General features: G+C 67.9%; 11 protein-coding genes. 3 read left to right on the forward strand and 8 right to left on the reverse strand.

Annotation, left to right across the window (positions count from 1 at the left end; genetic code table 11):
- Nucleotides 1-79: 79 nt before the first annotated feature.
- Complete coding sequence (locus tag ACPXB3_RS19580; protein WP_425706705.1) at nucleotides 80-1,591, reverse strand: MFS transporter; 1,512 nt, start codon at nucleotides 1,589-1,591, stop codon at nucleotides 80-82.
- A 295-nt stretch (nucleotides 1,592-1,886) separates the two neighbouring features.
- Here ACPXB3_RS19580 and ACPXB3_RS19585 point away from each other — a divergent pair, with 295 nt between their 5' ends.
- Entirely contained in the window at nucleotides 1,887-3,554 is a 1,668-nt protein-coding gene (locus tag ACPXB3_RS19585; RefSeq protein ID WP_425729168.1) for a DNA repair helicase XPB, read from the forward strand.
- Between the two features lie 11 nt (nucleotides 3,555-3,565).
- On the opposite strand, the gene ACPXB3_RS19590 is transcribed toward ACPXB3_RS19585, so the two are convergent.
- Nucleotides 3,566-5,335: a serine/threonine-protein kinase gene (locus tag ACPXB3_RS19590; protein ID WP_425729170.1), complete on the reverse strand. Its 1,770-nt coding sequence runs from the start codon at nucleotides 5,333-5,335 to the stop codon at nucleotides 3,566-3,568.
- Between the two features lie 81 nt (nucleotides 5,336-5,416).
- Nucleotides 5,417-6,013 carry a pyridine nucleotide-disulfide oxidoreductase gene (locus tag ACPXB3_RS19595; RefSeq protein ID WP_425729172.1) on the reverse strand — a complete coding sequence of 199 codons (597 nt, stop codon included), beginning with the start codon at nucleotides 6,011-6,013 and terminating at the stop codon, nucleotides 5,417-5,419.
- A gap of 155 nt (nucleotides 6,014-6,168) precedes the next feature.
- Between ACPXB3_RS19595 and ACPXB3_RS19600 the strand changes: the two genes are divergently transcribed.
- Nucleotides 6,169-7,323: a pyridoxal phosphate-dependent aminotransferase gene (locus ACPXB3_RS19600; protein ID WP_425706701.1), complete on the forward strand. Its 1,155-nt coding sequence runs from the start codon at nucleotides 6,169-6,171 to the stop codon at nucleotides 7,321-7,323.
- Nucleotides 7,324-7,362: 39 nt separating this feature from the next.
- Here ACPXB3_RS19600 and ACPXB3_RS19605 read toward each other — a convergent pair whose 3' ends face one another.
- The 3 genes from ACPXB3_RS19605 to ACPXB3_RS19615 all read right to left on the reverse strand — a co-directional run bounded on the left by ACPXB3_RS19605 (nucleotide 7,363) and on the right by ACPXB3_RS19615 (nucleotide 11,123).
- Complete coding sequence (locus ACPXB3_RS19605) at nucleotides 7,363-8,175, reverse strand: mycofactocin-coupled SDR family oxidoreductase (protein WP_425706700.1); 813 nt, start codon at nucleotides 8,173-8,175, stop codon at nucleotides 7,363-7,365.
- Between the two features lie 70 nt (nucleotides 8,176-8,245).
- The gene (locus ACPXB3_RS19610) at nucleotides 8,246-8,872 is read right to left on the reverse strand and encodes a TetR/AcrR family transcriptional regulator (protein WP_425706699.1); all 627 of its coding nucleotides are present in this window, start codon (nucleotides 8,870-8,872) and stop codon (nucleotides 8,246-8,248) included.
- Nucleotides 8,873-8,882: 10 nt separating this feature from the next.
- The gene (locus tag ACPXB3_RS19615) at nucleotides 8,883-11,123 is read right to left on the reverse strand and encodes an MMPL family transporter (protein ID WP_425706698.1); all 2,241 of its coding nucleotides are present in this window, start codon (nucleotides 11,121-11,123) and stop codon (nucleotides 8,883-8,885) included.
- Nucleotides 11,124-11,411: 288 nt separating this feature from the next.
- On the opposite strand from ACPXB3_RS19615, the gene ACPXB3_RS19620 reads away from it, so the two are divergent.
- Nucleotides 11,412-12,050, forward strand: a complete 639-nt coding sequence (locus tag ACPXB3_RS19620) for an alpha-ketoglutarate-dependent dioxygenase AlkB (RefSeq protein WP_425706697.1) — start codon at nucleotides 11,412-11,414, stop codon at nucleotides 12,048-12,050.
- 21 nt (nucleotides 12,051-12,071) lie between these two features.
- Here ACPXB3_RS19620 and ACPXB3_RS19625 read toward each other — a convergent pair whose 3' ends face one another.
- Both ACPXB3_RS19625 and ACPXB3_RS19630 read right to left on the reverse strand, forming a co-directional pair.
- A complete protein-coding gene (locus ACPXB3_RS19625; RefSeq protein ID WP_425706696.1) occupies nucleotides 12,072-12,959 on the reverse strand; it encodes an oxidoreductase in 888 nt (295 codons plus the stop codon).
- A gap of 47 nt (nucleotides 12,960-13,006) precedes the next feature.
- On the reverse strand, nucleotides 13,007-14,641 hold the full coding sequence (locus ACPXB3_RS19630; protein ID WP_425706723.1) for an adenylate/guanylate cyclase domain-containing protein: 1,635 nt from the start codon (nucleotides 14,639-14,641) through the stop codon (nucleotides 13,007-13,009).
- Nucleotides 14,642-14,776 lie beyond the last annotated feature (135 nt).

The raw sequence follows: 14,776 nt of genomic DNA on the forward strand, positions 1-14,776 counted from the left end.
ACCCGCAACAACTTCCGACCCGTGCACCCGGCCCGCCGGGACCGCAACTGTTGTTTGAGAACTTCATAGAGGGCCCCGGCTAGGCAGCCGGTGCGGCGACCGGCTCGTCCTCGTGCGCGGCCCCGATCGGCCGGCGCACATTGATCAGGAGGCCCGCCTCGAGTGCCACGAACGCCAGAATCGCCGCGGCGACATAGAAGCCGATGCTCTGCCCGTGCACCAGCGCCGACGCCTGCAGCGCCGCCGCATCGGCGGGTCCGTGGACCGATGACATGTGATCGGTGACGTAGGCGGCGGCCGCATTGGCGGCGATGGTGTTGAGCAACGCCGTGCCGACCGCGCCGCCGACCTGCTGCGAAGTGTTCACCATCGCCGACGCGACGCCGGCATCTCGGGGCTCCACCCCATAGGTGGCGAGGTTGATCGACGTCATGAACACCGTGCCCATACCGGCGCCGAGCAGCAGCAGTGCGGGAAACACCACGCTCCAATAGCGGGTCGAATCCGCCGAGATCTGGCTCAGCAGCAGCATCCCGCACGCACCGAGCAGTGCGCCGGGCACGAGAAGGTAGCGCGGCGGGACCCGCGTGATCAGCCGCGCCGCGATCTGGGTGGAGCCCACCAGCATGCCGCCGACCATCGGCAGGAAGGCGACGCCGGCCGACAGCGGCGAATAATGGTGGACGTCCTGCATATAGAGCGTCAGGAACAGGAACGATCCGAACATCGCGATCACGGCGAGCGCGACGCTGAGGTAGGCACCGCCTCGCGCGCGGTCGGCGACGACCCGCAACGGCAGCAACGGGTACCGGGCGCGCGCCTGCCAGCCGACGAACACCACCAGCAAGACCACGGCGGCGATCAGGCAGGTGATGGTGCCGGTATCACTCCACCCCTTCTCCGCCGCGCGACTGAACCCGTAGACGACAAGCGCGAGTCCTGCACCGCCGAGGATGACCCCGGGGATGTCGAGGTGGGTGGTGTGGTCGTGGGCGCGGGGCGGCTCCTTGATCTCGAAGATCGCGCCGGCCAGCGCAACGGCGGCGAACACCACGTTGATGTACATGGTCCAGCGCCAGTCCAGGGTCTGAGTGAGCAGACCACCGAGCAACAGCCCGACCGCGGCGCCGCCGCCGGCGATCGCACCGAAGATGCCGAAGGCCCGGGCGCGTTCCTTGGGCGCGGTGAACATCACTGTCAACAACGACAGCGCCGCCGGAGCCAGCAGCGCGCCGAAGACGCCCTGCAGTGCCCGCGCGCCGAAAAGCATTGCCTGATTGACCGCAGCGCCACCCAGCGCCGAGGCGAACGCGAAACCGACGAGACCGATCATCATCGCCCGTCGGCGTCCCCACAGGTCGGCGATGCGGCCGCCGAACAGCAGCAGGCCACCGAAGGCCAGCGCATAAGCCGTGATCACCCACTGCTGATTCGAGGTACTGATACCGAGATCGATCTTGGCGTCGGGCAGCGCGATGTTGACCACGGTGCCGTCGAGCACCACCATCAGCTGCGCCAGACAGATGAAGACCAGCGCCTTCCAGCGTCGTGGATCGGGTTGCGCCTGCTGCGAAAAGTCGGAGGTGGACATTCGGGACCCGCTTCAAGTCGAGGTGAGGTGGGGGCGCCAGGTCTGCCGACGCGCGGTGCAAGCCACGTGGACCACCGGGAAATGTCACCTGAAAGGCTGCACGCCGACCAGCCTACCGCGCCGTCGGGTCGCGGAATGTGCCTTCTCGCTGCGGCTTTCGGCCGCCCACTATCGGACATACCGGGCATAGTGGGCAGACGCGAGCGAACGTCGGCCCGGGTCCGTCGGGTGCCGCCTCCCTGGCCAGGGCTGCGAGCCGGACGCACCGGCTTGCCACGTCATTACACTGGATCCGGTGACTGATGGACCCCTGATCGTGCAATCCGACAAGACGCTGCTGCTCGAGGTCGACCACCCTGATGCGGCGGCGGCCCGAGCGGCGATCGCACCGTTCGCCGAGCTCGAACGCGCACCCGAGCATGTACACACCTACCGGGTGACCCCGCTGGCCCTCTGGAACGCACGCGCGGCCGGCCACGACGCCGAGCAGGTGGTCGACGCGCTGGTGCGCTATTCGCGGTACGCGGTGCCCCAGCCCCTGCTGATGGACATCGTCGACACCATGGGGCGGTTCGGCCGGCTGCAACTGGTCAAGAGCCCCGTCCACGGTCTGTCGCTGGTGAGTCTCGATCGCGCCGTCCTCGAGGAGATCCTGCGCAACAAGAAGGTCGCGCCGATGCTCGGTGCGCGCATCGACGACGACACCGTCGTCGTACATCCCTCCGAGCGGGGCCGGCTCAAGCAGATCCTGCTCAAGGTGGGATGGCCGGCCGAGGACCTCGCCGGCTATGTCGACGGGGAGGCGCATCCGATCGCGCTCGACCAGGACAACTGGCACCTCCGCGACTACCAGGAGATGGCCGCCGATTCCTTCTGGGCGGGCGGCTCGGGCGTGGTGGTCCTGCCCTGTGGCGCGGGCAAGACGATGGTCGGCGCCGCAGCGATGGCCAAAGCCGGTGCCACCACCCTGATCCTCGTCACCAACACCGTCGCGGGACGGCAGTGGAAGCGTGAACTCATCGCCCGCACCACCCTCACCGAAGACGAGATCGGCGAATACTCGGGCGAGCGTAAAGAGGTACGCCCGGTGACCATCGCCACCTATCAGGTGATGACCCGGAAGTCGAAGGGCGAGTACAAGAATCTCGATCTGTTCGATTCCCGGGACTGGGGTCTGATCATCTACGACGAGGTGCATCTCCTCCCCGCACCGGTGTTCCGGATGACCGCCGACCTGCAGTCGCGGCGCCGGCTCGGGCTGACCGCGACCCTGGTCCGCGAAGACGGCCGCGAGGGTGATGTCTTCTCCCTCATCGGTCCCAAGCGTTATGACGCGCCGTGGAAGGACATCGAGGCCCAAGGCTGGATCGCACCGGCCGAGTGCATCGAGGTGCGCGTGACGCTGACCGACGAGGAGCGCCTGCAGTATGCGGTCGCCGAGAACGACGCGAAGTACAAGCTGTGCTCCACCGCCCACACCAAGGTCAACGTCGTCAAGTCGATCCTGGCGCGGCACGCCGATTCGCAGACGCTGGTCATCGGGGCCTATATCGATCAGCTCGAGGACCTCGGGCGCGAACTCGACGCCCCGGTGATCCAGGGCTCGACGAAGAACAAGGAACGCGAGGCCCTGTTCGACCGCTTCCGTTCCGGTGAACTGCAGACGCTCGTGGTCTCCAAGGTCGCCAACTTCTCCATCGACCTGCCCGAGGCGTCGGTGGCGGTCCAGGTGTCGGGAACCTTTGGCTCACGCCAGGAAGAGGCCCAGCGACTCGGCCGGCTGCTGCGTCCGAAAGCCGATGGCGGACAAGCACACTTCTATTCGGTGGTGTCTCGCGACACCCTCGACGCCGACTACGCGGCGCACCGCCAGCGGTTCCTCGCCGAGCAGGGCTACGCCTACCGGATCACCGACGCCGACGACCTCCTCGGGCCGACGATCGGCGAGGAATCGGCGGGCTGAGACCCAGGGACTCACGGACCCTCGACGAGGCAATAGCCCAGCGACTCGGGCTGCTCGAACACCCAGCGCAGCTCGCCGCCTGCGCAGACCAGCGCGCTCGTCGAGCGGTTGGTGACCCGGAACAGCACGGTCCCCGCGGCGGCCGCACTGCCGCAGGCCACCTCGTGGTAGTCGGCGAGCGAACCACCCGACCGCGGGATCTGATAGCACTCCTGGGGAGCGAAATTCGGTGTGAGACAGAGCTTCTGCGTCGAGTCACCAAAACCCAGACTGGCATTGTGCTGGTTGGGGCAGTCTGCGGTACCGGCGATGAACCCCGCCGCGTAGAACGTCATCGCCGGGGTGGCGCAGTCGACCTTGGACGTCGACACATTGCCCTGCGCGTCCCGCTGGCGCCCGAACTGCACGCACTCACCCACCGTGAGCTGGTCGGCTCCGGTGATCGCGGTCGGCGCCTCGGTCACCGGCGGGCGGACATAGGGCGTCGTCACGCCGGGGGCCGGCCCCGCCGTCGACGATGAACCACCGGCGGTGCTCGTAGCCGGTCCGGACGAACCGGAGATCAGGTTGGCGACCACCACGCCCGCGATGACGACGAGCACCAGCGCAACCACCGACGCCAGCACGATCATCGCCGTCGGGCGCGAGCGGCGCGGCGGCTGGCTGGGCAGCGCGCCGGTCTGAAGCGGACCCGACTGAAACGGACCCGTATGGGGCGGCGCGAGGTACTGGGGCGCCGACTGCCGGCCCGCCGGGTACTGCACGGGCGCAGGCAGCGGTGAGTAGACCGGGGCCGGCGGCAACGTCGGGCCCGGTGGATGCGTCGGGGCCGGTGGATGCGTCGGGCCCGGTGGTTGCGGCTGCGCGATCACCTCGGCCGGCCCGAGGACCGGCGTGGCGATCCGGGTGGGCGGCGCCCGCAGTGCGCCGGTGAGTTGATCGGCGAGCTCACCGCACGAGGAGTAGCGATCCTCCGGCGACTTGGACAGTGCGCGGTTCATGACGTCGTCGAGCGCCGGCGGTGTTGCCGGCCGCAGCGCCGAGATCGCCGGTGGGGTATCGCTGAGGTGCGCCGCGATCACGTTCGCCTGGCTCGTCCCCTCGAATGGCGGTCGGCCGCAAAGGAATTGGAACAGGGTTGCGGCAAGACTGTACTGGTCGGCGCGGCCGTCGGCCACCGACCCCAGTAACTGTTCGGGCGCCACGTACGCCACGGTGCCGAGGAACATGTTGGCCGACGTCAGGTTGCTGACGTCGTCGGTCGTCTTGGCGATGCCGAAATCGGCGAGCAGTACCCGCTCCGGCGGCCCGGCCGAGGTGTGCGTCGGATCATCCGAATCACCTTGGGCCACCAGTATATTGGCGGGTTTGACATCGCGGTGCAGCAGTCCCCGCGCATGTGCCGCGTCGAGCGCGGCGGCCACCGCCGTCGCGATCGCCGACACGAGGACCGGATTCAGGCCGCGCGGGCTGCGCCGCAACAGTTCCCCGCCGTCGACTCCGTCGATGTACTCCATCGACAGCCACAGGTGACCGTCGTGCTCGCCGGAGTTGTAGATCGTGACGATCGACGGGTGCACGATGCTCGACGCGAGTTCGGCCTCCCGCGCGAACCGCTGCCGGAACATCGGGTCCCGACTGAGGTCGGCGGGCAGGATCTTGACCGCCTCGTTGCGCGGCAGGCTCGGGTGCCGGGCCAGATAGACCTCGCCCATCCCGCCGCGGCCGATCAGGCGCACGATGGTGTAGCCGGCGAACGAGTCACCTGGTTGGTAGACCACTCGGCCCTCCTCGGCAGCGGACACGCGTACTCGCCACACGGCCCGCGGGGGCGGTCAGGCCCTGGTCACATTACCTGCGTCTCACACCGGCCGCAGGCAGTATCCGAGCGAACGTGGCGCGGTGAACGACCACATCGTCTCGTCCGCACCACAATTGATTGCCTCGTCGCCACGACCGACGGTCTCGGCGACCAGGGTCTGCGACTGTGCCGGATCCCCGCAACCCACCTCGCGATAGTCGGCGAGCTCGCCGCCGACCGGGATCTGATAGCACTTGCCGGACGCGAAATTGGGGGTCAGACACAGCTTCTCGCGTCCGGCCCCGAAGGTGAGCGTCGAGGTGTTGGCCGCCTCGCACTCGGCTCCGGCGGCGATCTGACGTGCCACGTAGAAGGTGAGCCCGTCGGCACCCTCGCACGAGGCCTTCGACGCCCGCACCTTGCCGGATTCCTCGTCGGGCCCGAGGGCCAGGCATTCGCCGACGGCCGCGTCATCGGGCGCATCGATGGCATCCGAGCCGACGCTGACGTCGCAGGCGGCCAGCAATGCGACGCCCAGCGCGCCGGCGATGACGCCGAGGCGCCAGGCCAGCCGGCGGCCGGGTCGCAACAGTGGCGCGACGACCGGGTCGGCAAGGGGCCGAGGCGCGGGGCCGTCTTCGGTTTCGGTGGTGAACATCGCGGGTCCTCTCATCGGGGTGGGGTCTGCCCGAGAAGGTTCGCGCCGCGCGCTTGTGGCCACCTTGGCGTCGACATGGAATCGGCGCCCGAGTGGCACCGACGTGGAACCACGTGGCCGCGGCAACTCGTGGGTGGATGTGACAGCCTGAATCCATGGCCACCGTGACCCGACTGCGCCCGTTCACCGAGACGATCTTCGCCGAGATGTCGGCGCTCGCACTCACCCACGACGCGGTGAACCTCGGTCAGGGCTTCCCCGACACCGACGGCCCCGAGTCGATGCTGGCGGCCGCGTGTGCAGCGATCAACGACGGCCACAACCAGTACCCGCCCGGCATCGGGGTGCCGCGGTTGCGGCGGGCGGTGGCCGAGCATCAGCGCACGCACTACGGCCTCGACTACGACCCCGACACGGAGGTGTTGATCACCGTCGGCGCCACCGAGGCCATCGCGGGCGCTGTCGTCGGGCTCACCGAACCGGGGTCCGAGGTGGTGATGATCGAGCCGTATTACGACTCGTATGCCGCGACGGTGGCGATGGCCGGCGGCGTGCGACGCACGGTGCCGCTCGTCGCCGACGGTGACGGCTTCCGCCTCGACCGTGACGCGCTGGCCGCCGCATTCGGTCCGCGCACCGCGTTGCTCCTGCTCAACTCGCCGCACAATCCGACCGGCACGGTCCTCGGCGACGACGACCTCGCCGAGATCGCGCGCCTGTGCATCCGCCACGACGTCATCGCGGTGACCGACGAGGTCTATGAGCACCTCGTGTTCGACGGCCGGCGCCACACCCCGCTGGCCACGCTGCCCGGCATGCGCGAACGCACCCTGCGGATCTCGAGCGCCGCCAAGACCTTCAACTGCACCGGCTGGAAGGTCGGCTGGCTCTGCGGGCCACCGGAACTGGTGGCTTCCGCGCGCGCCGCCAAGCAGTACATGACCTATGTCGGTTCGGGTCCGTTCCAGCCCGCCGTCGCCCACGCGCTGGAGTCGGAGATGGACTGGGTCTCGCGCAGCGCAGCCGCACTGCAGGACAAACGAGATCTGCTGTCAGCGGCGCTGACCGACGCCGGCTTCGGCGTATACCGCAGTGACGCAACATACTTCGTCTGCGCTGATCCGCGTCCGCTCGGCTATGCCGATGGGGAAGAACTCTGCCGGAAGCTTCCGGAGAGGATCGGGGTGGCCGGTGTCCCGGTGAGCGTCTTCGCCGACCACAAGGAGCCGTGGCGGCATATGGTGCGCTTCGCCTTCGCCAAACGCGACGACGTGATCGCCGAGGCCGCTCGACGCCTGCGCCGGCTCTGACACGAGACGAGCCGCGGCACCGGCGACGGATCGACGATCTCAGTAGTGCTGGGCGCCGCCGTCGACCGAGATGTGTTCGGCGGTGACGAATGTCGATTCGTCGGAGGCGAGGAATGCGACCACGTTGGCGATGTCCTCGGCCTCGGCGGCGTACCGATTCACGAACACCGTGCCCATCCCCGCGAGGCGCGGATTGGCCTGATTGGTCGTCTCGATACGTTCTTGCATGCTCCCCGACCCCATCGGTGTGTTCACCGCACCGGGGTGCACGGAGTTCACCCGGATGTTGTGTGCGCCGAGCTCGGCGGCGAGACCGCGGGTCATCCCCACCAGCGCGTGCTTGCTGGTGGTGTAGTGGATCATGAAGGGCTGCACCTTCTTGCCCGCGTACGAGCTGGTGATGATCACCGATCCGCCACCGCGCGCGATGAGATGGCCGACCGTGGCCGTCACCGTGTTCCACACGCCGGTCACGTTGATGTCGAGGGTGTCACCGAAGCTGCTCGGCGTGATCTCGTCCCAGGTCTGGGGAATGCAGATGCCGGCGTTGGCCACGACGATGTCGAGTCCGCCGAACCTCTCGACGCCGGCCGCCACCGCCGCGGTGACCCCGTCGGCATCACGGACATCACATTGCGTCAGGACCGCGGTGCCACCTTCCTCCTCGACGAGCCGGCGTGTCTCCTCGAGATCCTCGGGTGTGGCCGAATCATAGGGAACGCCCGGCAGTGGTCCCGCGAGATCGATGCCGATGATCTGCGCCCCCTCCCGCGCCAACCGGATGGCGTGTGCGCGGCCCTGCCCGCGCGCGACGCCGGTGATGAATGCGATTTTGCCGTCCAGCCGTCCCATGATCTCCTCATCTCTCCTCGGTGAAATCTCTTCTCTGGGCTTGTCTCCCAAGGCTTCTCGTATCAGACCGTCAGAGCGGCAGCCCTTGTTCCAACAGGTCGATGGCACCGAGCAACTCCGTCAGCACACGGTCGTCACGGGGGTCGACCACCCCCTCGGCCACGTGGAACATGACCCCGGCGATCGCCGCGACGAACACCTGCAGGCGCGCGTCGTCGGCACGCACCCCGAGATAGTCGGCGAAGTACTCGCGGCCCTGCGAGATCGCCGCGTCGGCCTCGATCTGATAGGCCATGCGCAGAATCGGTTCGGACTGGATCAGTCGCATCCGCTCGACACTCGAGGCCCATGGATCCGACGCCGTGATGGCGACCTGCGCGCGGACGACCGCACGCAGCAGATCGAAATGACCGAGCCCGCGGGGGATCTCGTCCATCGCCGCCGCCCGCACGTCGTCGAGGTCGTCGCCGATGACCACCTGTTCCTTGGAGGCGAAGTACCGGAAGAAGGTGGTGTGCGACACCTGGGACTCACGCGCGATCTGTTCGACGGTCGTGTGCGCGTAGCCATCTCGGGCGAAAAGCCGCATCGCGGCATCCCGGATGGCCTGGCGGGTGCGCTGCTTGTGCTGCTCGCGCAGCCCACCCGGCCGGGGCCGAACCGATTCCGGCGGTTCGGCGCCGGTCGTCGCGGTCACGGTGACGTCCTCAGCTCGGCGCCACCGCGGTGTCGGCGGTCTCTGCGGTGTCCTTCTCTTCCGGCAGCCCGCGGTTGCGCACCGCGCCGCCCTCGATGTCGAAGTCGATGACCAGTTTGTCGAGCCACTTCGGCAGTCCCCAGGCCCGGTCGCCCAGCAGCGCGATGACCGCGGGGACGACCGTCATGCGGATGATGAAGGCGTCGAAGAAGACCGCGATGGCCAGCGCGAAGCCGAGCATCTTGGACGTGGTGTCGGGTGCGAGCATGAACGAGGCGAAGACGCTGATCATGATCACCGCCGCGGATGTAACCACGCGCGCACCGTGCCGGTATCCGGCGACGATCGCGTCCTTGGCGTTCATGCCGTGCACGTATTCCTCACGCATTCGCGTCATCAGGAAGACCTGATAGTCCATCGCGAGCCCGAAGACCACACCGATGAGGAAGATCGGCAGGAACGACAGGGTCGGGCGGGTATCGCTGATCAGCCCGAGGTAACCCTCCTGGAAGATCGCGACGGTGATCCCGAAGGTGGCCAGCACGGAGAAGATGAAGCCGATCGTGCCCACCAGCGGCACCCAGATCGAGCGGAACACCCCGATCATGATCAGGAATGCCAGGCCCACCACGACGACGAGATACGGGATCAGCGCCTTGTCGAGTTTGGCCGACAGATCCGACATGATCGCCGTCTGACCGCCGACGTGTACCTCCACCCCGTTCTTGGCGATTGTCGGTGCCCAGTCCCGGATCTTCTCCATCAGGTCGTGGGTCGCCTGTGCCGACGGTGCACTCGTGGGGGTGACCATGATCAACGCCGTCTTGGCACCGGCGTTCGGGTTCGCCCCGGTGCCGTCACCCATCCACATCAGGGTCGCGGCGTTGGCGACGTCGGGCAGGGTCTTGATGTGTGCGACGGCCTGGTCCGCGGCGGGGGCGATCTGGCCATCGCCATCGTGCACGATGACCAGCAGCTGGCCGTTGACGCCTTCGCCGAATCCCTTCTGCAGCAGGGTCGAAGCGCGCGCCTCGTCCGAATTGGACAGGTCCATGCCCAGTTGCAGTTTGCCGACCGGGATCGCCGCCAGGACGAGGATCGCGAGTCCGACGATGATGAACGGCAGCGGACGTTTGACCACCGCACGCCCGTAGCGGACGCCGTTGCTGTCGGCGGTCGCGGACTCCTCGGCATGGCGAATCCACGGGATCCGCGGGGTGAAGGCGAAGCGTCCGACGGCCCCGAGCAGGGCCGGGATCAGCGTGAGTGCGGCCAGCACCGCCAAGACCACGGCCACGGCCGCGCCCGCACCCATCTGGGTGATCAGCGGGATGCCGACGACGGTGAGCGCCACCACCGCGATGACCACGGTCAGACCGGCGAACACCACCGCCGAACCCGCGGTGCCGACCGCACGGCCGGCCGCATCGGTCCGGTCACCGCCGCGTTTCACCTCGCTGCGATAACGCGAGACGATGAACAGTGCATAGTCGATGGAGACGGCGATACCCAGCATGGTGACGATGCCGGTGGCGGTCTGGTTGACCGTCATGATCTTGGCGCTGAGCGTCACCAGCATCATCGTGAGCGCGACGCCGGCGATACCGGTGATCAACGGGATGAAGGCCGCCACGAGCGCGCCGAAGGCGACGATCATCACCACAAAGGCGATCGCGAAGCCGATCAGCTCGGCCTTGCCGCCCTGCTCCATCACCTGCACCAGCGAACCGGTGGCCTCGACCTGCAGACCGTCCCCGCGATGTTTGGCAAGGACGTCGAGCAGTTGGTTCTTCTGGTCGAGGGTCAGGTCCTGGATGTTGGTGGTGATACCGACGGAGATGAGGCCCACGTGTCCGTTGTCGCCGAGCACCTTGGCCGCCAGAGCGGGTTGCGCCTGTGCGGCGAGCAGCGGGCTGACCACGGTCTTCTGGTCGGCGATGTCGGGCATCTTGCGCAGGTCATCGGCGAGCGCGTTCAGCTGGCCGGCGTGTGCCTGCAGGCCGTCGGGCGCGTACACCACGACGGTGGCCGCACCGCGGGACTGCTCGTCCATGACCTTGGGGAAGTACTCCTGCAACTGACTTGTCGCAGTGCCCGAGTCGGTCCCGGGCAGATCGAAGTCCTGCGCGAACTTCGGTTTCAGCGCGCCGACCAGTCCGGCGACGACGACCAGTGCCAACAGCCACGTGGCGATCACCCACCACTTGTGTCGGAACGAGAACCGGCCGAGCCGGAAGAGTACTGATGACATCCGTTTCCCCTTGGAGGCTGTGGTGTGGACCAGCGATTGCGAACGTGACCTGTGGAGCACGATCTCGATCGGCGGCGAGCGTTCGGGCGGGCAGGACACATCACACCAAAGTGTGAGTGACTAACACTTGATACTGTTTACTCCGCTTTCCCCCGGCCTGCCACCGTGGAGCGCAAGTGTGGCCAACGACATGCCGGGGTGCCGCGTGTGATGTCCGAGCATACCGGGCGGCCAGATGGACCGGCACCGGATCTAGAACATGCGTTCGGGTTGCGCTACCGTGGTCGGATGACCGTAGGCATGCAGGGGTCGATCTTCGATTTCGCGGAGTCCGCCGGATCCGATCCGGCGATCGGCGGCCTGCAATCACAGATCACCCGGCGGGAACTCTCCGACGGCGCGTGGGTGGATCTGCGCCCCGGATGGATCTCGGGGTCGCAGACCCTGTTCGACGCGTTGCACGACAACGCGGCGTGGCGGGCCGAACGCCGCCGGATGTATGACCGCGTCGTCGACGTCCCGCGGCTCGTCGCCACCTATCGTGCGAACGCCACGCTCCCCGATCCCCTTCTCGTCCAAGCCCGTTCGGCGCTGACGCAGCACTATCGCGGCGAGTTGCCCGAAGGTTTCTCGACCGCGGGCCTGTGCCTGTACCGCGACGGCACGGACTCGGTGGCCTGGCACGGCGACCGATTCGGCCGCGGGGCCACCCACGACACGATGGTCGCGATCCTGTCACTCGGTGCACCACGGCCGCTGACGCTGCGGCCGCGCGGCGGCGGTCCGTCGTTGCGGTTCGTGCTCGGTTCGGGCGATCTGCTGGTGATGGGCGGCAGTTGCCAGCGGACGTGGGAGCATGCGGTACCGAAGTGCGCCGGGGTCGGCGCCCGCATCAGCGTGCAGTTCCGCCCGCCCGGCGTCTGGTGAGGCGCGGCGGCGCTCGCGGCCTCAGGCTCCGGGTATCGGCCCGTCGAAGCTGACGCCGGTCAGTCTCTCCGACGCCGCCCACAGCCCGTCACGCAGTGCGCGGTCGTTGGCGCGGCCACTGAAGGCCGACACCCCCGGCGCGCCACGCATGCCGAACCATTGGGTCGGACCATAGAAGGTGCCGTTGACGACGTCGGGTGCGGTGGCCGCGTACAAGGTGGGCAGGGCACCGCCGGCGGCGGATTGCGCGAACAGATTCCCCACCTTCATCACGGCGTCCATGAGGGACTCGGTGCGGCCTTGTAGTCCGGTCGCAGCGTAGCCGGGGTGGGCGATGAGCGAGAGCCGGCCGTCGTTCGCGGCGTCGAAGCGGTCGGCGAGATCCATCCCGAACATGAGGTCGGCCATCTTGGAGTCGCCGTAGGCCTGCCAGCGCTTGTAGCGGCGCGTACGCCAGTCGAGATCCCCGAGATCGATGCGGCCGAGCTGATGCAGCCCGGACGAGAGCGTCACCACCCGGTCGCCGATCTTGGGCAGCAGCAAACCGGTCAACGCGAAATGGCCGAGATGATTGGTGCCCATCTGCATCTCGAACCCATCGGCGGTGCGCCGCAGCGGCACCGCCATCACACCCGCGTTGTTGATGAGGACATCGGCGCGGGAGATGCCGTCGGCGAAGGCGCGCACCGACGCGAGGTCGGCGAGATCGAGTCGGGCCGCCCGCGCACCGCCGCCGATGTCGCGGGCCGCGGCCTCGGCCTTCGCGGTGTCGCGGCAGGCCATGATCACCTCCGCGCCGGCGCCCACAAGTGCTCTCGTCGTCTCGGCACCCAGACCGGAGTTGGCCCCGGTGACGATGAAGGTCCTACCGGACTGATCCGGGATGTCGCTCGTCGACCATCCGCTCATGATCTCTCCCTTGTGTTTTCGTGAATTGCCGCGTTCTTCCTGGGCCGTCACCGCATACGCAGCAGTCCCGCCGATCCGAGCCACCGCACCGGCCGCAGCAGCCCGGAGATCATGTCCCCCACCGTAGGCGGACTCGCAACCATCAGACCGGTCGGTCCGTAGATCTCGGTCGCCTCACTGCGGCCACGGACGACCCGCTTGTCCACCATCGTCCATTCAGGCGCCTCGGCGTGGGCCGCGTCGATCGCGGCACCGCTCGCCAGAACCGGCACCCGACTGGTCTTCGCCAGGTCGGACAGGCGCGCACACTCGTTGACCGGGTCGCCGATCACGGTGTACTCGTAGCGGCGTTCGGCCCCGATGTTGCCGGCGAACGCCGTACCGAACGAGACCCCGATGCCCCAGCGGATGTCGAGGGCCTCGGTGAGTCCGCGTGCCAGATCCCGGGCCGCGGCCAGTGCCGCGCCGGCCGGGTCGTCTATCTCGACGGGTGCACCGAACACCGCGAGCGCGGCGTCGCCCTCGAACTTGTTGACGAACCCGCGGTGCTCGTCGACGACCTGCGCGACGATCTCGAAGAACTCGTTGAGCAATGCGGCGGTGTCCTGCGGGCTCCGCTCCTGCGCGATGGTGGTGGAACCGACGATGTCGACGAGGAGCACCCCGACCCGGGTGTTGGTGCCATGCAGCCCCATTCCGTTCTCGATCGCGAGGTCGGCGACAGTGTCCCCGACATGACGCGCGAACAGTTCCCGCATCCGTTCACGTTCGTCGAGCCCCGTCACCATCTCGTTGAATCCCTGTTGCAGCACACCGAGTTCGGAGGAGTCGTAGACGTCGACGTGCACGTCGAGATCGCCGTCGTGCACCTTCTCGACGGCATCACGCAGTTCGGTCAGCGGATCGATCAATGATTGACCGACGAGGACGATGATCCGGATGCCCGCGGCGAGCCCGACGATCGCGAGAACGACGCTGGCCCAGTCGACGTCACCGACCACCGGCGGCAGCATGTGGAGACGACGGCCGGCGTTCAGAACGATCAGGCCGACCATCGGTACCGCCGAACTCACCGCCCACACCGCGAACATCCGGCCCCGCACCCCGTGCACGACCCGAGTGGTCGGGTCGGAGGCGAGCGCCAGCATCATCAGCGGCCGCGAGGCGCGTTCGGCGAACAGATAGGTCAGGCAGGCGCTCGACAGACTTGCCAGACCGAACGCCACCGCGACCCCGAACGCGGTGGCCGCGCTGAGCGAATCAGCGGATATCGCAATGTAACTCACGACCGAAGCCAGCCAGGCAAGCATCGTCCCGAGCACCTGCCGAATCGGGATTCGTTGGACGGCAACGCGTCTGGCATGATCGGCGGGTTCGCCGCGGATGAACCAGCGGATCTGCGGCCGCAGCAGGAGCACACCGAGGATCAGATTGGCCACGATGCATACGGCGATCGCGGTGACGATCCCGGGGAAATTGGGGGCGCGCAGCGTCTCGTCGACCGACAGCGTTCCGCCGTTGTACGACAGCTGCACCAACAAGAAGGTCTCGACGCCGATCAACGCGTTACTGCCCACGATCGCGCTCACCGCGATGGCGACCGCGCGGCGGGCGAGGCATCGGCGTTCGCCCTCGTCGAGCCGCAGCCACTTCCCGGTACCCGGCTCGCCGTCACCCCACACCCGCGCGGCGAGGCGTCGCCGGGCGTTGCGCCGACGAATGCCACCACGACGACGCCGGACATGCTGCCCGGCAGCGGACGGCCCGACCTCGGAACTCGGTGATGAAGTCATGGGCGTCCCTGCAGTCGATGTCAC

Origin of the sequence: Gordonia sp. DT219, assembly GCF_049847065.1 — a bacterium.
Lineage (GTDB): Bacteria > Actinomycetota > Actinomycetes > Mycobacteriales > Mycobacteriaceae > Gordonia.

Coding starts and splice junctions, on each gene's coding strand:
- ACPXB3_RS19580 (WP_425706705.1), bottom strand. CDS start 1,591: ATGTCCACCTCCGACTTTTCGCAGCAGGCGCAACCCGATCCACGACGC.
- ACPXB3_RS19595 (WP_425729172.1), bottom strand. CDS start 6,013: ATGTTCACCACCGAAACCGAAGACGGCCCCGCGCCTCGGCCCCTTGCC.
- ACPXB3_RS19600 (WP_425706701.1), top strand. CDS start 6,169: ATGGCCACCGTGACCCGACTGCGCCCGTTCACCGAGACGATCTTCGCC.
- ACPXB3_RS19605 (WP_425706700.1), bottom strand. CDS start 8,175: ATGGGACGGCTGGACGGCAAAATCGCATTCATCACCGGCGTCGCGCGC.
- ACPXB3_RS19615 (WP_425706698.1), bottom strand. CDS start 11,123: ATGTCATCAGTACTCTTCCGGCTCGGCCGGTTCTCGTTCCGACACAAG.
- ACPXB3_RS19620 (WP_425706697.1), top strand. CDS start 11,412: ATGACCGTAGGCATGCAGGGGTCGATCTTCGATTTCGCGGAGTCCGCC.
- ACPXB3_RS19625 (WP_425706696.1), bottom strand. CDS start 12,959: ATGAGCGGATGGTCGACGAGCGACATCCCGGATCAGTCCGGTAGGACC.